Origin of the sequence: Microcoleus sp. PH2017_05_CCC_O_A (assembly GCF_020738785.1) — a bacterium.
Taxonomy (GTDB): Bacteria; Cyanobacteriota; Cyanobacteriia; order Cyanobacteriales; family Microcoleaceae; genus Microcoleus.
In genome coordinates this window covers 85,522-105,152 of the sequence record NZ_JAEQCB010000006.1, presented here as the reverse complement: position 1 = coordinate 105,152, position 19,631 = coordinate 85,522, and the positions used below count along the sequence as shown (strand labels likewise).

Annotated in this window: 16 protein-coding genes; 8 read left to right on the top strand and 8 right to left on the bottom strand. The window is 46.6% G+C overall.

The window, feature by feature from the left end; genetic code table 11:
* Positions 1-88: 88 nt before the first annotated feature.
* The 4 genes from JGK20_RS02200 to JGK20_RS02185 all read left to right on the top strand — a co-directional run bounded on the left by JGK20_RS02200 (position 89) and on the right by JGK20_RS02185 (position 5,415).
* Positions 89-1,717 (top strand): ribulose bisphosphate carboxylase small subunit, encoded by a 1,629-nt coding sequence (locus JGK20_RS02200; protein ID WP_293185537.1) that lies wholly within the window; start codon positions 89-91, stop codon positions 1,715-1,717.
* A 362-nt stretch (positions 1,718-2,079) separates the two neighbouring features.
* A complete protein-coding gene (locus JGK20_RS02195; protein ID WP_293189569.1) occupies positions 2,080-2,775 on the top strand; it encodes a carbon dioxide concentrating mechanism protein in 696 nt (231 codons plus the stop codon).
* A 340-nt stretch (positions 2,776-3,115) separates the two neighbouring features.
* Positions 3,116-3,892 (top strand): BMC domain-containing protein, encoded by a 777-nt coding sequence (locus tag JGK20_RS02190; RefSeq protein WP_293185534.1) that lies wholly within the window; start codon positions 3,116-3,118, stop codon positions 3,890-3,892.
* Positions 3,893-4,359: 467 nt separating this feature from the next.
* Positions 4,360-5,415 (top strand): tetratricopeptide repeat protein, encoded by a 1,056-nt coding sequence (locus tag JGK20_RS02185; protein WP_293185533.1) that lies wholly within the window; start codon positions 4,360-4,362, stop codon positions 5,413-5,415.
* Between the two features lie 420 nt (positions 5,416-5,835).
* On the opposite strand, the gene hemL is transcribed toward JGK20_RS02185, so the two are convergent.
* Positions 5,836-7,134, bottom strand: coding sequence for a glutamate-1-semialdehyde 2,1-aminomutase (gene hemL, locus JGK20_RS02180; RefSeq protein WP_293189571.1), 1,299 nt, complete (start codon positions 7,132-7,134; stop codon positions 5,836-5,838).
* A gap of 326 nt (positions 7,135-7,460) precedes the next feature.
* On the opposite strand from hemL, the gene hisIE reads away from it, so the two are divergent.
* Positions 7,461-8,111 carry a bifunctional phosphoribosyl-AMP cyclohydrolase/phosphoribosyl-ATP diphosphatase HisIE gene (hisIE, locus tag JGK20_RS02175; protein ID WP_293189573.1) on the top strand — a complete coding sequence of 217 codons (651 nt, stop codon included), beginning with the start codon at positions 7,461-7,463 and terminating at the stop codon, positions 8,109-8,111.
* Positions 8,112-8,274: 163 nt separating this feature from the next.
* Here the strand turns inward: hisIE and JGK20_RS02170 are convergent, their stop codons facing one another.
* Complete coding sequence (locus tag JGK20_RS02170; RefSeq protein WP_293229154.1) at positions 8,275-9,534, bottom strand: MFS transporter; 1,260 nt, start codon at positions 9,532-9,534, stop codon at positions 8,275-8,277.
* 253 nt (positions 9,535-9,787) lie between these two features.
* Positions 9,788-10,108 carry a nucleotidyltransferase domain-containing protein gene (locus JGK20_RS02165; protein ID WP_293229151.1) on the bottom strand — a complete coding sequence of 107 codons (321 nt, stop codon included), beginning with the start codon at positions 10,106-10,108 and terminating at the stop codon, positions 9,788-9,790.
* Positions 10,109-10,373: 265 nt separating this feature from the next.
* Between JGK20_RS02165 and JGK20_RS02160 the strand changes: the two genes are divergently transcribed.
* Complete coding sequence (locus tag JGK20_RS02160) at positions 10,374-10,880, top strand: DUF4149 domain-containing protein (RefSeq protein ID WP_293176026.1); 507 nt, start codon at positions 10,374-10,376, stop codon at positions 10,878-10,880.
* Between the two features lie 79 nt (positions 10,881-10,959).
* On the opposite strand, the gene JGK20_RS02155 is transcribed toward JGK20_RS02160, so the two are convergent.
* The 4 genes from JGK20_RS02155 to JGK20_RS02140 form a co-directional block, all read right to left on the bottom strand.
* Positions 10,960-11,262: a TMEM165/GDT1 family protein gene (locus tag JGK20_RS02155; RefSeq protein ID WP_293229149.1), complete on the bottom strand. Its 303-nt coding sequence runs from the start codon at positions 11,260-11,262 to the stop codon at positions 10,960-10,962.
* A 273-nt stretch (positions 11,263-11,535) separates the two neighbouring features.
* Entirely contained in the window at positions 11,536-12,006 is a 471-nt protein-coding gene (locus JGK20_RS02150; RefSeq protein WP_293229146.1) for a TMEM165/GDT1 family protein, read from the bottom strand.
* A 217-nt stretch (positions 12,007-12,223) separates the two neighbouring features.
* A complete protein-coding gene (gene upp, locus JGK20_RS02145; RefSeq protein ID WP_293176030.1) occupies positions 12,224-12,874 on the bottom strand; it encodes a uracil phosphoribosyltransferase in 651 nt (216 codons plus the stop codon).
* A gap of 406 nt (positions 12,875-13,280) precedes the next feature.
* The gene (locus tag JGK20_RS02140; RefSeq protein ID WP_293210356.1) at positions 13,281-13,508 is read right to left on the bottom strand and encodes a hypothetical protein; all 228 of its coding nucleotides are present in this window, start codon (positions 13,506-13,508) and stop codon (positions 13,281-13,283) included.
* On the opposite strand from JGK20_RS02140, the gene crtH reads away from it, so the two are divergent.
* Positions 13,432-14,976: a carotenoid isomerase gene (crtH, locus tag JGK20_RS02135; protein WP_293176020.1), complete on the top strand. Its 1,545-nt coding sequence runs from the start codon at positions 13,432-13,434 to the stop codon at positions 14,974-14,976. The genes JGK20_RS02140 and crtH overlap by 77 nt on opposite strands.
* Before the next feature lie 203 nt (positions 14,977-15,179).
* Here crtH and JGK20_RS02130 read toward each other — a convergent pair whose 3' ends face one another.
* The gene (locus JGK20_RS02130) at positions 15,180-15,620 is read right to left on the bottom strand and encodes a pentapeptide repeat-containing protein (RefSeq protein WP_293229144.1); all 441 of its coding nucleotides are present in this window, start codon (positions 15,618-15,620) and stop codon (positions 15,180-15,182) included.
* Positions 15,621-16,191: 571 nt separating this feature from the next.
* On the opposite strand from JGK20_RS02130, the gene JGK20_RS02125 reads away from it, so the two are divergent.
* Positions 16,192-19,518: an EAL domain-containing protein gene (locus JGK20_RS02125; protein WP_293229141.1), complete on the top strand. Its 3,327-nt coding sequence runs from the start codon at positions 16,192-16,194 to the stop codon at positions 19,516-19,518.
* Positions 19,519-19,631: the final 113 nt, after the last annotated feature.

Genomic DNA, 19,631 nt, shown 5'->3' with positions numbered 1-19,631 from the left:
CAGTTGACAGTTGACAGTTGACAGTTGACAGTGAACAACTAACAACTAACAACTAAAAAAAATTTTCAGTTTTAGGAGAACTTAATTTATGGCAGTCCGCAACGTTGCGGCTCCCCCGACGCCTTGGTCGAAAAACTTGGCTGAGCCCAAAATTCATGACACCGCCTACGTACATTCCTTTTCTAACATTATTGGGGATGTGCATATCGGTTCTAATGTGATGATTGCCCCCGGGACATCTATCCGCGCCGATGAAGGCACTCCTTTTTATATCGGAGGAGGAAGCAACATTCAAGACGGAGTAGTGATTCACGGTTTAGAACAAGGCCGAGTCACAGGAGACGACGACAAATCCTATTCTGTGTGGGTGGGGAAAAATACTTCCCTCACCCACATGAGTTTAATTCACGGCCCGGCATACGTGGGCGACGAGTGCTTTATCGGCTTTCGCTCTACGGTGTTCAATGCCAGAGTGGGCAACGGCTGCATTGTCATGATGCACGTATTAATTCAAGATGTGGAGATTCCTCCCGGTAAGTACATACCTTCGGGAGCCATCATCACTAATCAGCAGCAAGCCGATCGCCTGCCTGACGTTCAAGATTCAGATGTTAAATTTGCGACCCACGTCATCGGCATCAATGACGCTCTGAGAACGGGTTATCGCTGCGCTGACAACATCGCTTGTCTAGCACCAATTCGCAACGAGCAAGCTAAAAACTCAAATATCACTCAAATGAATTATTCTACCTATGCCGGCACCCAATTGAGTTCCTCTCTAGCCGATAGCATCCGCAATTTGCTAGCCCAAGGATACAGCGTGGGAGCGGAATATGCCGACGCCCGTCGGTTCCGTACCGGTTCTTGGCGCACTTGCGGCCCAATTTCCTCAACTCGCGACTCTGAAGTAATCGCAGCTTTGTCGGCTTGTATGGCCGATCACCAAGGAGAATACGTCCGCTTGATCGGGATTGACACCAAAGCCAAGCGTCGCGTACTCGAAGAAATCGTCCAAAGACCGGGAGAAAACGGCTCTAACGGTAACGGCGCCACAACTCACAAATCTAACGGTAAAGTTGCACAAACTGCCTATCAAAATGGCGGTTCCGCATCCAGCAAATTGAGCGCGGAAACAGTGGCTCAAGTTCGCGGCTTGCTAGCTCAAGGCTTCAAGGTTGGCACAGAACACGCCGACGCGCGCCGCTTCCGCACCAGTTCTTGGCAAAGCGGGGCTTCGCTGCAAGTCAGAAACGAATCTGAGGCGATCGCCGCTTTAGAATCTGTGATGAACCAATATCCGGGCGAATACGTGCGCTTGATCGGGATTGACCCGAAAGCTAAGCGCCGCGTAGTTGAAGAACTGATTCAGCGTCCCGATGGCCCTGTGGCTCAATCGGCTAAACCGGGTGCAACATCAGCATTCAAAGCCACGACGACTGGTTCGGCTGGAAGTGGAAAGTTGACCGGCAAGACGATCGACCAAATCCGCAACCTGCTTTCCCAAGGCTACAAAATTGGCACGGAACACGCCGACGCGCGCCGTTTCCGCACAGGTTCTTGGAGCAGTTGCGCGCCGATCGCCACCAACCGCGAATCCGAAGTAATTTCGGCTCTCGAAAGCTGTATGACAGAACACAGTGGCGATTACGTCCGCTTGCTCGGTATCGACTCCAAGGCCAAGCGCCGGGTACTCGAAGAAATTATCCAACGACCATAATTTGTCAGGTAATTAGCTGCTTTCTCCCGTTAAGTGCAGTTGACAGTTGACAGTTGACAGTTGACAGTTGACAGTTGACAGTTGACAGTTGACAGTTGACAGTTGACAGTTGACAGTTGACAGTTGACAGTTGACAAAAGAAGAAATGGGATTGGAGTAATGAATCGTCTGATTTTAATTTCTCCTTAAAAGGCTTCCGGCTTTCAAGCAATTATTTCGGGTAATTTGTAAGTCCAAATCGAGCTTTTCATTATTAGTAAATAATCGTTTATTAGATTGATAGAGTTAAAGAAATCATTCTAAAAAGCGATAAATTAAAGTCGTTTTATCTAAAATCATAGCTCATTTCAAGGTGAAGTTGAATGTATTTATCGCCACTGCAATTAAGTAGCAACTCTCAGATTTTCCTGAGTGGCGATGTAGTTGTGAATGAAGGTGTGGCGATCGCCCCAGGAGTCATCCTCCAAGCAGATCCGGGTAGCCGGATCTCGATCGCCGCCGGTGCCTGTATCGGTATGGGAGTTATCCTTCACGCCCGCGAAGGTACTCTCGAAATCGCAGCGGGCGCAATGCTGGGTGCAGGAGTGTTGGTGGTAGGTGCGGGGAAGATTGGCGCAAATGCCTGTATTGGCGCGGGAACAACGCTGATTAATCCTGCGATCGACCAAATGCAAATTTTGCCCGCAGGTTCTCTGATCGGAGATACCAGCCGCCGAGTCGCAGCAGAACCAACCGCAGAAACCGCAGAAACCGCAGAAGCCCAAACCGCTGCACCGGAAACCCCCACAGGCACTACGCCACCAGTTGAACCAACCGTCGATCGCCCGATCGACGACCCGCCCGAACCCGCCCAAACACAGCCTCAAACACCGCCAGAGACAGCCCCAGATCCATCACCAGAAACCGCCGCCAATCCGCCTCCCCAACCAGGAGAAGTCCCAACTATTCTGTACGGTCAAGCTCACATCAATCAGTTGCTGGGGACGCTGTTTCCGCACCGACAAGCTTTTAATCGATCGCAGGACAACGGTCAAACTCTCTCGGGCGGTACCGGATAGAGGTCATTGGATTTGAGATTTTCCATTTTTCGATTTGAGATTTATTCCACAGATGAATCTGAGACGTTAAAATATTGTCTAAATTTTCGATCTCGACCCTCATGAGTGTCTGGTGCTGGTATCCATTTTGGGGCATGGTAATTTCTACAAAAGGCAGTTATGCTTAAGGAAGAATCAAAAAAATATAAATAGGTAATCTCATATTATTTGTAGCTCAGCAATTTTTAAGGTCTTGCAGCATAAATATGTATCTTGCAGCTCGTGCAGTTTGTCTTCTCATCTGAGACACTAAAACTATCAACAAATTTTTATTTTTGGAAGTTTCTAAGGGTAATCGAAGATGGACGGACAAATAGATCGTAACAGCAGTGACTCCGGGCGATCGCAGCGCCAGGAATATTTCAAAGACACCGCTTTGGGCTTGGTATCTACCAAGAGTTTTCCGGCAATTGTCGGGACTGCTGACATGATGCTGAAGTCCGCAGGGGTCATTTTAGTAGGATACGAGAAAATAGGTTCCGGTCACTGTACGGCGATCGTCCGCGGGCGCATTTCCGACGTGCGTTTGGCTGTGGAAGCAGGAGCTCAGACAGCCGAACAATTCGGACAGTTTGTTTCTAAGCTGGTGATTGCTAGGCCTTTGGCTAATTTGGAAGTGGTTTTGCCGATCGGCTTTCGCCTAACTCAACTGTCGGAAAGCGGTAGTTATTCTCGACTGAGCAATCAGGCGATCGGTTTGCTCGAAACGCGGGGATTTCCCGCAATGGTCGGCGCTTGCGATGCTATGCTCAAATCCGCCGACGTACACTTAGCCGCCTACGAGAAAATTGGCGCCGGTTTGTGCACGGCAATTATTCGCGGTGCAGTCGCAGATGTCGCAGTCGCCGTAGAAGCCGGGATGTACGAAGCTGAGCGCATTGGCGAGTTGAACGCCGTGATGGTAATTCCCAGGCCTTTGGAAGATTTGGAACAAACTTTGCCGCTGGCGAGTTGCTGGATAGAACAGCGCACACCTGTGAGGGTGCCTATCTCTGTTCAGGAAAAGGAAAAAGAATTGGTCGAACTTCCCGATTTGGAGAAATTGAGAGTTTATGTGGAAGAGGAAATCAATCGCTAATTGGTAATGGGTAATCGGGAATTGGTAATTACCCAACAAAAGTTTGTAGAGACTAGGTGCGGGAAATACTGAGACCAATTTGAGAATCGAGATATAAATCTTACCAGAACAGAGTACGTGTAGTGATTTGTAGGCTCGCAGCCTCGTAAGCTGAATTTGGTGATTAGCCGATCGCCTCGGCATCTAGAGACAGATAACGCCAACGAAAACTCGATTTTTGCTCAAAAGTCGATCGGGTAAAAAATCGAACTCACGAAGTAAATGCAGCCGAGCTACAGGCTCTTTTAACAGGATTTAACTGCTGTTAAGATAAACCTAAAATCCTGTTTCGGGTAGATTTCCTGGAATCAGTTAAGAGTTAATCGGGGTGCTGTGTGGATGCTCTTTCAACAGATTAACCTCTGTCGAACTCAACACTGAGTGCAAAGGAATCAATCCAGAATCCAGCAAGGAATGAAAGTTGACCTATGAACATCAAAGAATCGAACCTCAACCATTTTTATAAGCGCGGGTTGCACAGCGCCAAGCAAGGCAACTACGAAGCGGCACTTGAGGACTTCGATCAGATACTGCAAGTCAATCCCGCCGATGCCAAAGCTTACAACAATCGCGGCTTGGTTTACTATTATATGAAAGACTACCAAAAGGCGATCGCAGACCTCAGCCAAGCACTAGATATCAATCCTAATTTGTTCGAGGCATACTTGAATCGAGGCAATGCTTGGCGCCATCTCGGAGAAAACGAAAAAGCCATTGACGATCTCAACTGTGCTTTAGTAAATAAGCCTGACAGCCACGCTATCTACAACAACAGGGGACTCGTACTTGCTAATTTAGGACATTACGAAGAAGCAATAGAAGACTACGATCGAGCTCTCTCGATCAATTCGCAAAATTATAAAACCTATTACAACCGAGGCCGCGCTTACTACCTTTTGGGAGAAAAACAAGCAGCAACGGAGAACTTTAACGAAACGCTACGGTTGAATCCAAGATATATCAAAGCTTACATAAATCGCGGACTCTGTTATCACCAATTAGGAGACAACACCCAGGCGATCGCCGATTATAACACAGCACTCGGCATCGACCACAACAATGTTTATGCCTATTATAACAGAGGATGCGTTCGCTATAAATTAAAACAAATGGAGCTGGCGATTGAAGACTTTAACAAAGCAGTGGAACTCGAACCCAACTACGTTAAAGCTTATCTCAACCGGGGTTTAGCGCTGTACAAATTGGGAGATATTGCAACAGCAAATAGGGATTTTTACCACGTAATGTGTATTAATGCTGAAGCTTATTTGTACTATCAAGCCCAGCGCTGCACGCCTGATATTAATTCCTATTTCAAAGAAGCCCCACAGATGGAACTTAATAATGCTGTAGAATACTACAACACCACATTAAATACGATCTCAAGTTCTTTAAGTTCGGCAGCATTAAATGCGATTTGGAATCAAGAAGATTTGGAGAACAGAGACTCGATTATCTGTGAAGGTGAATTTCTTAATGAGTAAATTAGTCAGTTGACAGTTGACAGTTGACAGTTGACAGTTGACAGTTGACAGTTGACAGTTGACAGTTGACAGTTGACAGTAGTCATAGTGCTGTCCCCGCGATCGAATAGCAGTCATTAGTCATTAGTCATTAGTCATAGTGCTGTCCCCGCGATCGAATAGCAGTCATTAGTCATTAGTTATTAAATAGGTTGTCGAAAAAATAAAAAATTCTCAGAAACCTGGTTTCTTCATAGATTTCTCATTACTAAACACAAAATTTTGTAGAAACCGGGTTTCTCGCCTTTTGCTACAGCCCCGAGAGGTTTTTAACGCGGATTGGCTATTTGTTAAAAATTAAAGTCCTGACTGCAAAAAACAGTCAGGACTTTAATTTTTTATCTCTGAGTTTTAAGAACTTGCATTCCTGACTGCAAAGCCTTAAATACTAGCCATCACTTCGCGGGCGGCTGCTAAAGTTCGATCGACATCTTCGTCAGTATGGGCCAAAGAAGTAAATCCAGCTTCAAACTGCGAAGGAGCGAGATAAATTCCGTGCTCCAACATTCCCCGGTGAAAGCGGCCGAACTTTGCTACATCAGACTTTTTCGCATCATCGTAATTGTGAACCGGGCCCGCCGCAAAAAACAAGCCAAACATCCCGCTAATTTGTCCGCCGCAAACAGCGTGTCCCGCTTCCTTACCAATTTTCAGCAATCCCTCGGACAGTTTTTTCGTAATCCTGTCCAACTGTTCGTAAGTGCCGGGTTTTTGCAGCAATTCCAAAGTTTTAATCCCAGCAGTCATCGCCAAAGGATTTCCCGAAAGCGTACCAGCTTGATACATCGGGCCTGCGGGAGCCACCATCCCCATAATATCGCGCCGTCCGCCGTAAGCTCCCACGGGCAAGCCGCCGCCGATAACCTTACCCAAAGTTGTCAAATCTGGGGTGACACCGAATTTTTCCTGAGCTCCGCCGTAGGCGATGCGGAAACCAGTCATTACTTCATCAAACACCAACAAAGCACCGTTATCTTTGGTAATTTCCCGCAAACCTTCGAGAAAACCTGCATCCGGTACAATAAAACCGGCATTTCCTACAACAGGTTCTAGCATCACGCCTGCGATTTCGCCCGGATGTTCGGCAAATAAAGCTTTGACTGCTTCTAAATCATTGTACGGAGCGTTGAGGGTGTTGGCGGTAACGGATTTCGGCACGCCGGGAGAGTCTGGAAGGCCGAGAGTTGCCACGCCGGAACCTGCTTTTACCAGGAACATATCGGCGTGTCCGTGATAGCAGCCTTCAAATTTAATCAGTTTGTCGCGCCCGGTGAAGGCTCGCATCAGCCGCAAAACGGCCATACAAGCTTCGGTACCGGAATTGACAAATCGTACCATTTCAATGCTGGGAACGGCATCGATGACCATTTCGGCGAGGACGTTTTCCAAGAGGGAGGGTGCGCCGAAACTCGTACCTTTTTCTAAGGATTCGTGGAGGGCTTTGATGACTTCGGGGTGGGCGTGGCCGCAGATGGCGGGGCCCCAAGTACCTACGTAGTCAATGTATTGGTTGCTGTCAACATCCCAAATGTAGGCTCCGTTTACCCTGTCAAAGACGATGGGCTGTCCGCCTACGGATTTGAAGGCGCGGACGGGGGAACTAACGCCACCGGGCATCAATTTCTGGGCGGCGGCGAATATTTCTTCTGATTTGGTGGTTTTCAAGGTTGTAGAAACCAATGTTTTCTCCTTAGTGAAGGTCTGTTGTTGGTAGGATACTTAATATAGCGACTTCTGGTTAAAGGCTAAGCCGATTCAAGGAAACTATAGTAGTAGATTTTAGGATACAAACCAATCAGTAGCAATACTAGCTCGGGTTTTTTAGGATTTGTCGCACTAGCACTCCTAGGTCTCAATTGTAATAATTTGTAAAATAGTTCTTGACAATTGGCCAATCACTTGCCTAATCTCCTCTCTTCTCTCTGTGTCCTCTGCGCTCTCTGCGGTTAATAAAAAAAATATCCGACACGAAAGCGTTAATTTATATGAAAAGCTGCAATAAAATTATGTCTGGTACTGATTTATCTAGTTTGAGCCGATCGATCCCAATTGAAAAGATCCGTTATGACGATCGCGGTTTAGTGCCTGCGATCGTCCAAGATTACTTAGACGGGACAGTGTTGATGATGGCGTGGATGAATCGGGAGTCGCTCGAAAAAACCATGGAAACCGGTCAAACTTGGTTCTGGAGCCGTTCTCGCGCCGAATTTTGGAACAAAGGGGCGACTTCGGGACACGTTCAAAATGTCAAAGGGCTGCGTTACGACTGCGATAGCGATGCTTTGCTGGTGACTGTCGAACAAGTGGGAGATATTGCTTGTCACACGGGTGAAAGAAGTTGTTTTCACCAAGTTGACGGGGAAATTGTGGCGCCGCCGGGGGATATGTTATCTCAATTGTTTGACGTAATTTGCGATCGACGTGACAATCCTAACGAAACTTCTTATACTTGCAAGTTGTTCGAGGGCGGGGATAACAAGATTCTCAAGAAGATTGGCGAAGAGTCGGCGGAAGTTGTGATGGCTTGCAAAGATGATGATAAAGACGGAATCGCCGGGGAAGTTGCGGACTTATTTTATCACGCTTTGGTTGCTTTGGCTCACCATCAGGTTGATTTGAGGGCGGTTTATCGCAAATTGGGCGATCGGCGAAAATAAGTTAATCGGAATGATTAAACCGCGAAGACACAAAGAGCGCGAAGGAAGAACCGGATCATCTTCTTTCTCTTCCTTCGCGTCCTTAGCGCCTTCGCGGTTCGTTTAATCTTACTCCATTGCCAACGGATTTGACATCAATCGCCATTTATTCTATTTGATATGATTAGATTCTACTTTTTAACATTCGATCGACCTTTTGCAAAATTGCGATCGCCAGTATCACACTAATAGCCAAACCCAACCAGAAATTATCCGCCGCCCATTTACCTCGATCCAAAGCGAAACCGCCCAGCGGTGGGCCGATTAAATAGCCGATCGCCCAACACTGAGAATTAACCGCTAAATACACGCCGCGTAAAGACTCCGGTGCTAAATCCACCACCAAAGCCGAAGCAAAAGGCGTATAAGCAACCGTTGCCACCGACAAAAAAGTCAAGCCAACAACCGCTAAAAATAGATTGCCAGTTGCAGCCATTCCTGTCAAGCCGATCGCAATAAACCCCATTCCCCACAGCAGCGCCGAAATCATCAAAGCTTGGGGATGAGAAAACCGCCTCAAAGCCTTAACAATCGGCATCTGCAAAGCCACAGTTAAAAATGTGCTAAAAGCAAACAAAACCGTAATTGTACCCGTAGAAAAGCCTGTTCCCGATGTCCCCGCCTGCACAAACTTGCTAAAATACAACGGCATCGTGGTTTGAATTTGGGAAATGTAGAGAGTAAACAGAGTATTGACTAAAGCATAGACTAGCAAAGTGCGATCGCCCAACGCCACCATCCAGCCATTTTTGAGACTTTTTTTGCCTGTATCCGTTGAATTAGCTGGTTTGTAGGTTTCTGCGATCGCACTTGCAACCACCGCAAACAGCACTAAAAACGAGATGCCATCGATAATAAAGAGCGATCGATAATTCCCCGTTACCGCAATCAAAACACCGCCCAAAATAATCCCAACTTGCAAACCCAAATTATCAGCAAGCCGCGTCACAGCAAAAGCCTCCTGTCGCTGTGCGCCCTCAGTTAAATCCGCAACCATACTTTCCGTTGGAGGCCAATACAAACCCACACCAAAACCCATCAATAAATTAGCCGCCACTAAACCTGGAAAATCATGAGTCGCCGCCAACAGAAAAGAAGCGACAGCCGAAATCATTGCCGCCAGCAATAAAGTTCGCCGCCTTCCCCAAAATTGGGAATCGCAAAAAGAACCGCCCAAAATGCGGCCGAATATTCCCGAGATTGAACCGCTACCCAAACCAATCCCAACAGCAGTTGCAGACAAGCCGACGCGATCGACAAAAAAGATCGGCGCGTAAAATAAAGTAAAGCCGCTACCGCTTTGCGAGAGGAATCTGCCGGCGGCGAGAATCCAGACTTGAGTGGGGAGACGGGGAAGCCAAGATGAGAATTGAAATTTAGGCATATATTATAGCCTTTCTCAGAAAGATGAGGTACTCATGGGGATAGGGCATAGGGCATAGGGCATAGGACTAGCGGGCATACATCACTTTTTTGAGAAAGGCTATATTTATAAGAGTCTGCGGTTGAAACCAGGTATGTATAAACGATGTCTGCCTCCGCAGACTGAAGAATTAAAATAAAATTAAAGCATAATTTAGGTATTGTCGAGTCAAACCAAACCTCAACCGTATTTGTTTGCAAGCTTTTCGATGAATTCAAGTGTCAGCGGATTCATAAATCACCTTTCCTTTTTCGATAATTTCCCTGAGAAATAAATCATTCCAAGCTAGCCGTTGTTCAATTTCAGCAGGAGTTCGCACTAATAAATCTAGAGCAAATTTCGGTTGAATTTTACTTAGTATTTCCCAAGTTTTGCGAAAATTATTACCTTCTGAAGATAAAATTACCAACAGATCAACATCCGAATCGTTCGTGGGATTCCCATAGGCGTAAGAGCCGAACAAAATTATTTTTTCTGGTTTAAATTGATTGGCTATTGCCGCACTTAATTCCAGAATTTTGTTTATTTCAATCATTGGCTAATATCTTTGATATTTGGCAATTTAACTGTAATAATAACACATAAATTTGATCGGTATATTGCTGGAATGAGTGATTATCAATCGTTTTTGGCGATCGCCACAATTTTTCAACTGTTACTTTTCGCCGACAAGCTTAACAATTCTTCTAATTCAGTTACACAAAAGTTACCATTAATTTAAAAATACTTAACACGATTTTAGGAAAAAGTTCGTTAAGCTCTAGAAAAGGCAGAAGAAAATTTTAGAGGGTCTAATTTTTATGACAGCTATTACATCGTCGAGAGTAGAATCAATCAGACCCCGCTGGCAAGCAATTGTCATGGTAGCCTTAATTTTCTGGCTCAGCGGTAGCCTGATTATCGATCTAGTTATTATGCCGAGTCTCTACGTATCTGGCATGATGGTATCTTCTGATTTTGCAACAGCCGGAAATTTAATGTTCTGGGGATTTAACCGCGTTGAGTTAATCTGTTCGGGATTCGTAGCAACGGGTTTGATGGTTTTGAGCAATTTAATGGGTGACTCCGGCAAGCGTACTCGCACAGCAATCGTATTATCATTGGTACTTCTGGCGATCGCCCTGATTGACACCTACGGGCTCACACCTCAAATGAGCGCCTTGGGAATGCAGCTAAATCTGTTCGACTCCGCAGCAGAAGTGCCCGCCGGCATGAATACACTGCACCAAGGATATTTTGTTTTGGAAGCGCTAAAGTTGGCTGTCGGCGGTACGCTGCTTGGCTGGTGCTACCAAAACGAAGTTTAATCAACCATAAAAATTAGGACACGGCAGTGCCGTTTCCCTACAATGAATTGGGGTAGGGAAACGGCACTGCCGTGTCCTCTTATTCGGATTCTTCTGACACATCAGATAATTCAGATTTCGCCCACAACAAACGCAAGCCCATCACCGCAAATCCGATCGCAGCGATCGTCTTTACCAACCTCTCCGGTAACACCTCCGCCGTACCTTGTCCAACCAAAACACCAAGGAAACTCGCCAGCAGCAGCGCCGACGCCGTACCAAAAAATACAGCCCGCGGCGAGTTGCAACTGCTACCAAGGGCGATCGCAGCTAATTGACTTTTGTCACCCAATTCTGACAAAAACACCGTAATAAAAGTTATGCCTAAAAGTTGCCAATCCATATTTTTTTTAGTTATCAGTTAGCTCTTGTACAAATATACGACTTACCCACAGCCTCCGATAAACCCGGTTTCTCTGCCAAATCTTCGGTTTGACGACTAAATCTAGCCAGAAACCCGGTTTCTTTCCACCGCAAGCTCCGAGAAACCGGGTTTCTATCCAAAATCCTCGGTTTAACCGCTAAATCTAGCCAGAAACCCGGTTTCTTTCCACATACCAATATGATGATAAGTAATTCCCAAATCTAAAATCCAAAATCCAAAATCTAAAATAGTTTAACCCACCACTTCCCAAAGTAAAATCGCCGAAATTGCCAACAAAATAACTCCCGCAGCCTTCTCCAAAGTTTTCGGATCGATTCGAGTCGCCAGCCACCTTCCCAGCAAAACTCCCAACAAACTCGTTGCAATCAAAGCCGAACCCGCACCCGCAAACACAATCCAAGGATTCCGAGATTCAGCCGTCATCAACAAAATCGCAACTTGAGTTTTATCTCCAACTTCAGCTAAAAAGATAGTTACAAAAGTCGAAGCAAAAATTGCCCAGTGCTTCGGCTTCAGTTGCTTTTCTTCCTGACAGATATCGGGGTTTGCACTCACTGAAACTTCTGCCTGCTCCGGGGTTAAAGCAGCACAAATCTCAGAAGTCTCTTTAAGTTTTTGTAGTTGTACTTGTGGTTGCAAATCAGAATTGGGGGTTTCTGAGTCAGAAGCAGACGAGTTTGGCGGTACAGAATCAAGTTTCACGGGCAATGAGTGCTAAACGCTATTTATTTTTGACTTCTACTTTGGATTTTAACTTTATCTGTGCCTGCTTTTACCTGCGCCAGGCCCATCTTTTTTTGCCGGAGATTCCGCAACCAATTCCAGAAACTGCTCGCCTCACCCAAACACGGATATAAGCCCCACAGTTATCTGTCGAGTCAATCCAAAATCCAAAATCCAAAATCCAAAATTCCCTGGTTTATGTGCCGTAAGTTCGATCGCCCGCATCACCCAAACCAGGTACAATAAACCCCTGTTCGTTGACTATTTCGTCGATCGTTGCCGTATAAAGAACCAAACTCGGGTACTCCGTACTCAGCCGCTTCAAAGCCGGAGGAGCAGCCACCACAGAAATAATCCGAATCAAACTCGGATCAATTCCCCGTGAAATCAATTCCTGCATCGTCGCCACAATCGTCCCGCCAGTCGCCAGCATCGGCTCGCTAATTATCACCCGCGTTTGGGGGTTAAACTGCGCCGGCAATTTATTCAAATAACAAGTCGGCTCCAGCGTCTCCTCATTCCTCGCCATACCTAGATGGTAAATCGAAGCCAGCGGCACAACCGTCTGAATTCCTTCCAGCAGTGACAAACCAGCCCGCAAAATCGGTACCACAACCAACGGAGCTTCCGGGTTAATAAACGTCGCCGCACATGGGCTCAAAGGCGTCTGCACCGTTGCTTCCACTGTCGGTAGCCAATCTCGAATTGCCTCGTAGGCCAGCCAGCGTCCCAATTCTGTCATCGCAGAACGAAAAAGTACCGATGGGGTGGCGGCGTCGCGGGCGACAGCCAGCCAATGTTTAATTAACGGGTGGGGCGGAACGTAAACGCGCAGTTGCAGGGGCATGAGGAAATTGGGGAAATTGCTAGATTTGAAGGATTTGATGCGGTGCGATCGTTTTCGTTGGCGTAGCCCCCCGTAGGGGCGGACTTCGCTAACGATCGCTCTGTGCAACTTATCACAATCTTCCATTCTTTGAATCTAAAATCTAAAATCCTATAAGTCTCTTTGTTTGTAGACCTTCGTCACTTTATTGAAATATATTTTCAATAGTATTGACATAAATTAGCAACAAGGCTATAGTAATTTTTAGTGTTCTCCTCTCAAAGGATAGGCAGACGGGGGCAGTCGGCAATGGTAGACTGTTCCCGCATTTTTTTTGAAGCATTTCTTTTTGAAACATGGCGCATGGCGCATGGCGCATGGCGCATTGGGCATTGGGCATTGGGCATTGGGCATTGGGCATTGCAAGTCAAAAATTAGTATTTCTAACCTTCTTCCTTCTTCCTTCTTCCTTCTTCCTTCTTCCTTCTTCCTTCCTTCCTTCTTCCTTCTTCCTTCTTCCTTCTTCCTTCTGGAGCGATCGACTGTAAAATTGTAGAAATATTAAGATTTTTAACCTAATGTCAGCCCCTACCCAATCCCAGTTATTCTCCGCCAACTCCCGCCCGACAGAGCAAGAGTTTGATGTGATAGTCATCGGTTCCGGCATTGGCGGACTCGTGACTGCAACCCAGCTAGCAGCCAAGAAGGCCAAAGTTTTGGTGCTCGAAAGCTACACAATTCCGGGGGGTAGTGCTGGATATTTCGATCGAGAAGGCTACAGATTTGATGTCGGAGCCTCCATGATATTTGGGTTCGGACAGCGCGGCACCACCAACCTCCTCACCCGCGCCCTCAAAGCCGTCAACGTCACCCTAGAAACAATCCCCGACCCGGTACAGCTTCACTATCACCTACCCTCAGGTCTCGATCTGGAAGTTCCCCAGCCTTATGACAAATACTTGCAAGAATTAATTGACAGGTTTCCTCACGAGCGCGAAGGCATCCAGAAATTTTACGGCGAATGCTGGAACGTATTCAACTGCCTCAACGGCATGGAATTGCTATCCCTAGAAGAACCTGGATATCTAGTTCGAGTCTTTTTTCAGAATCCTTTAGCCTGTTTGGGATTAGTAAAATATCTCCCTCAAAATACTGGCGACATAGCGCGGCGCTACATAAAAGACCCGACTTTGCTGAAATTTATCGACATGGAATGCTACTACTGGTCTGTAGTACCCGCAGACTTAACGCCGATGATTAACGCCGGAATGGTATTTTCTGACAGACATTACGGCGGCATCAATTATCCCAAAGGCGGAGTCGGTCAAATTGCCCAAAAATTAGTAGAAGGATTAGAAAAATGTGGCGGAAAAATTCAGTACAAAGCTAAAGCCAAAAAAATTATCACAGAAAACGGTCGCGCTGTCGGAGTCGAGCTAGTAACCGGCGAAGTTTACCGGGCAAAGCGGATAGTTTCTAACGCCACCCGCTGGGATACTTTCGAGAAACTGCTACCTGCTGAAGAGATGCCAGCTAGCGAGAAGAAATGGCAGCAGCGCTATCAAAAAGCCCCCAGTTTCTTGAGCTTGCATTTAGGAGTAGAAGCCAGCGTCATCCCTGCTGGTACTGCCTGCCACCACATTTTGTTAGAAGATTGGGACAAAATGGAAGCGCCAGAAGGAACTATTTTAGTATCAATTCCGACGGTACTCGACCCAGATTTAGCTCCGGCAGGATATCACATTGTTCATGCTTTTACTTCGAGTTGGATGGAAGAGTGGGAAGGACTTTCGCCACAGGAATACGAGGATAAAAAAGAAGAGGCGGGCGGTCGAATTATTGACAGATTAGAAAAGATTTTTCCGGGTTTAGATGCTGGTTTGGATTATATGGAAGTTGGGACGGCGCGTTCTCACCGCCGCTTTTTGGGCCGGGAAGATGGAACTTACGGGCCGATTCCCCGCCAGAAGTTAATGGGTTTGTTGGGGATGCCGTTTAATCGAACTTCTATGCCTGGTTTGTATTGTGTGGGCGATAGTACGTTTCCCGGACAGGGTTTAAATGCGGTGGCATTTTCTGGGTTTGCTTGTGCCCATCGAATTGCTGTGGATTTGGGTTTTTAGGTGTTGAATATTTAAATGCAAAAAGTGGTTTGACTCATCAGCCGTAAGGTGCGCAGTGCGCACCCTACAATACTCATCAGCCGTAAGGTGCGCAGTGCGCACCCTACAATACTGAGCACCTACAAAAAGACTAAAAACCCGGTTTCTGGAGAGAAACCGGGTTTTTTAATTTAAAATTGGTACTTCGCATTATTTAAAAGAGTTTACTGCTCGTAGCTGCCGCCTACGCCGATTTGGGTATTGTAGATTTTGGCATCAGTAATAGTCATGTTTTCCATTGATGCGCCTGATACGTCAGCGGTGTTGATGATGGCGGCTGTCAGATTTGCCCGATCGAGGTCTGCGCCATTTAAACTGGCGTTAGTCAGGAAAACTGCGGTTAAGTTGGCACCCGTCAAGTTAGCGCCGGTCAAGTCAGCGCCTTCGAGGTTAGCATTGGAGAGGTTTGCGCCTTGCAAATTCGCTTCTCTCAAATCTGCACCAATCAAATGAGCCTCCGCCAAATTTGCTCCTGACAAGTCACACCCAAAGCATTGCCCAGTGGAGAGTAGCTGCTTGACGTGAGCGGGATTTGCAGCGCTAGCGGGCCCGGCCAACAGTAGGGGAGTAATTAAAAAAGTTGCGGCTAATAGATGGCGTTTCATAATCCCTTTTCCTCGCCAGACTTGGTGTTTAAGTTCTTCTGTTTATATCTACAAGCTTACCACGGTCGTTTTCGCAAATTTGCGATCGAATTCACAGACCTGCTGTGATATTCATTGTCCTCCGCAACTGGCAGGTGGTCTAGAAAAGCTCGCAAAACTTAATATCGTAAAACTTAACACTGCCGAACTTAATACGGTCTGTTTTTGTAGTTACCTTTTCTAGGTTAGCCCGGACAGCAAACAGACGTTTGCTTCTAAAGATGGATATGATTAGTGATGAATGATGTTATAGGTTGATTCTATCGAAAAAAGTTCCCCCAATACATATTTGTTAATAAAACTGTCATTGGACAGAATTTGCACACTTAAAATCCATATACGGTTATAACTTTAGAGGTAGAGGCAGAGCTGTCACCCGCCAGCTCGCCAACCACACATCGGGTGGATTTTTAACAAAAAATTTTAATTATGTCTCAGCAGCGCTGTAAAAATCCACGCACTGCATGGAAAGCAGGGCTTTTTATGACTGTGGTAGAGTCTGTGCGACGATCGCCAAAATGAATTAAATCCTATGATAAAAAATGATTCCTCCAAGCATCTGCCGACTTTAGATCAAGTAATTGACCGCTACCCCTTGACAGTTGCGCCCGATACCCCATTAGCAGAAGTCATTACCCTGATGGGCCAACGGCGCGGAAGTTGCTCTCTAAACGCAGACATTCCACCCACCGATATCTACCCGCAACTCACAGAAATCCCAAATCCCCTCACCTCAAGCGCCCTCAGAGACGCCAGAGGTATCTGCGTCTTTGTCGTCGAACAATCCCTCGAAAAATCCGACTCCCAATCTGCTCAAAATTCCCAATTGCAAGGAATCTTCACCGAGAGGGATCTCGTCGATTTGATTGCATCGGGCAAAAACTTAAAAAATGTTACGATCGCAGAAGTTATGCAGCAGCCTGCTGCAACTCTGACGAAAGGTGAAGATCGAGACATTTTTAGCGCCTTAATTCTGTTGGGGCAACAACGAATTCACCATTTGCCAATATTAGACAGTGACGGTCAACTTTTAGGAGTAATTACGCCAGAAAGCATTCGCCAAGGGATGGTGGAACCGGCAAATATCTTAAAAATGCGCCTGGTGAAAGAAGTAATGACTGCACAAGTTATTCAAGCGCCTGTTACCTCGTCAGTTATCAGTTTAGCCGAGTTGATGGCGCAGCACCGCGTTAGCTGCGTGGTAATTACAGCGCCAACAGAATTATCGATGAATTTGTCGTTCCCAATTCCTCTAGGTATAGTCACGGAACGGGATATTGTCGAATTTCAAGCTTTAGATATAGATTTGTCGCAGACGATCGCCGAAACTGTAATGAGTAGCCCTTTATTTAGTCTCAAGCCAGAAGACTCGCTTTGGGTGGCTCATCAGGAAATGCAGCAGCGTTTAGTCCGCAGGTTAGTAGTCACTGCCGAAGGCGGAGAACTGCTGGGAATAGTTACTCAAAGCACTTTACTGAGCGTACTTGACCCGATGGAAATGTCCGGGGCGATCGATGTTTTGCACGCCAGCGTCCAAGAACAGACTAGCGAATTGCAAAAAGCGATCGCATCTTTGAGCTTGACTAACAGCCGACTGGAACAGGAAATCGTTACCCGCAAGCAGGCAGAGGTGCGGCTGCAACTGTTAGAATCTGCCGTAGTTAACGCTAACGATGCGATCGTAATTATGGATGCGGGATACAGCGATATCTCCGATCCCACCATCATCTATGTCAACGAAGCTTTTACCCAAATGACCGGTTATCGGCCCGCAGAAATTATCGGCCAAACACCGAGTTGTCTGCGCGGGCCCGACAGCGATGGCGCTCAAGTTGCCAAAATTCGCCGCGCTTTCTCTCGCCGAGAACCCCTGCGCTTGGAATTGATCAACTACCGCAAAGACGGTTCAACTTATTGGGTGGAACTCAACAGCGTACCCATTGCTGACGAGTCGGGAAACCTGACTCACTGGGTATCCGTGCAGCGGGATATTAGCGATCGCAAGCGCATGGAACAAGCTTTTTTTAAGGAAAAAGAACTAGCTCAAGTTACTCTGCAATCGATCGGCGATGCAGTAATTGCTACTGACAGCCACGGCTACATTTCTACCCTCAATCCAGTTGCCGAAAAACTCACGGGTTGGTCAACCTCAGAAGCTAAAGGTTTGCCCCTCGCGGGCGTGTTGAGAATAGTTGACGAAACTACTCGGATGCCGATCGAAAATATCGCCCAAATTGCTTTGTACGAAGGTCGGATTGTTGACCAAGGACACAACAGCTTGCTGATTGCGCGCCACAACCGCGAATTTGCGATCGACCATTGCGTCGCCCCCATCCACGCCAGCAACGGCACAATTGTCGGGGCCGTCGTTGTATTTCGAGATGTCACCCAAGTGCGAACTCAAGCGCGACAACTCACCTGGCAGGCAACTCACGACCCCCTGACGCAATTGGTTAACCGTCACGAATTTGAGTACCAGCTAGAACACGCCCTGCACAGTTCTCAAGGTTACGGTCAAGAACACGTGATGCTTTACCTGGATCTCGATCGCTTCAAAATAGTTAACGATACTTCTGGTCACGTTGCAGGCGACGAACTGCTGCGCCAAGTCAGCCAGCTACTTAAAAGCAATATCCGCAAAACCGATATTTTGGCGCGCCTGGGCGGCGATGAGTTTGCTGTACTCCTGTACAATTGTCCGCCAGAACAGGGCTTAGATGTTGCAAAATTGCTACTGCAAAACATTCAGGAATTTCGGTTTGCGTGGCAGGACAAAACTTTTGCGATCGGCGTCAGTATCGGTTTGGTGGCAATTAATCCCAAAACAGTATCCACATCTGCGGTGTTGAGCGCGGCAGATCTAGCCTGCTATGCTGCTAAAAATAAAGGCCGCAATCGGGTGCAGGTTTATCAACCGGGCGATCGCGAATTAATCAAACAGCACGGCGAAACCCAGTGGGTGGTCGAAATCAATCAAGCTTTAGAAGATAATCGGTTTCGCTTGTACTCTCAGCCGATCGTACATTTGCTCAACTCTCCGACCACCAGCACCCACTGCGAAATCCTCCTCCGCCTTCAACTTCAGACTGGTCAGTTAGTCTCACCAATGGCATTTATTCCGGCAGCCGAACGCTATAACTTGATGCACGCGATCGATCGCTGGGTAATTCGCACTTTATTTAGCAATTTATCTCAAATTTTTACAGCAAATCTCTTAGTCCAAAACCCGGGGGCAGACAGCGATAACATAGTTACATTGCCTGCCTACTGTTCCTTATCTAATTCACAATCTTCATTTGACAAATATTCTAGCCTTTATGCGATCAACCTTTCTGGGGACAGCATTAACGAAGAAAAATTCATCGACTTTATTCAAGAGCAGTTTTCTCTCTATCAAATACCGCCGGAAATAATTTGTTTTGAAATTACCGAAACCGTGGCGATCGCGAATCTCAGCAAAGCAGCCTGCTTAATTTGGAAACTCAAGGAACTCGGCTGCCAGTTTGCCTTGGACGACTTCGGTAGCGGGATGTCTTCTTTTGCTTACCTGAAAAATTTGCCTGTTGACTATATCAAAATAGATGGCAATTTTATTAAGAATCTTGCCGAGAATCCTATTGATATTGTCATGGTTGAAGCTATTACCAAAATTGCCCACGCCATGGGAATTAAAACTATTGCCGAGTATGTGGAAAGTCAAGCAGTTATGGATAAACTCAAGGAACTTGGGGTAGATTACGGTCAAGGTTATTATTTGGGAAAGCCTCAAACTTTTACTTTTGGCTCTCCTATTGTAGAGGAAGTTTTGGGAGAATTTTCGGTTGATTCTTTGGGTTTTGAGACCAAGTTAGCTTCTTGAATAGTTGACAGTTGACAGTTGACAGTTGACAGTTGAGAGGGGAGCATCTCAGTTTTGCTATAGTGCGAGCGTCCCCGCTCGCGTGCTTGTACACACGCGAGCGGGGACGCTCG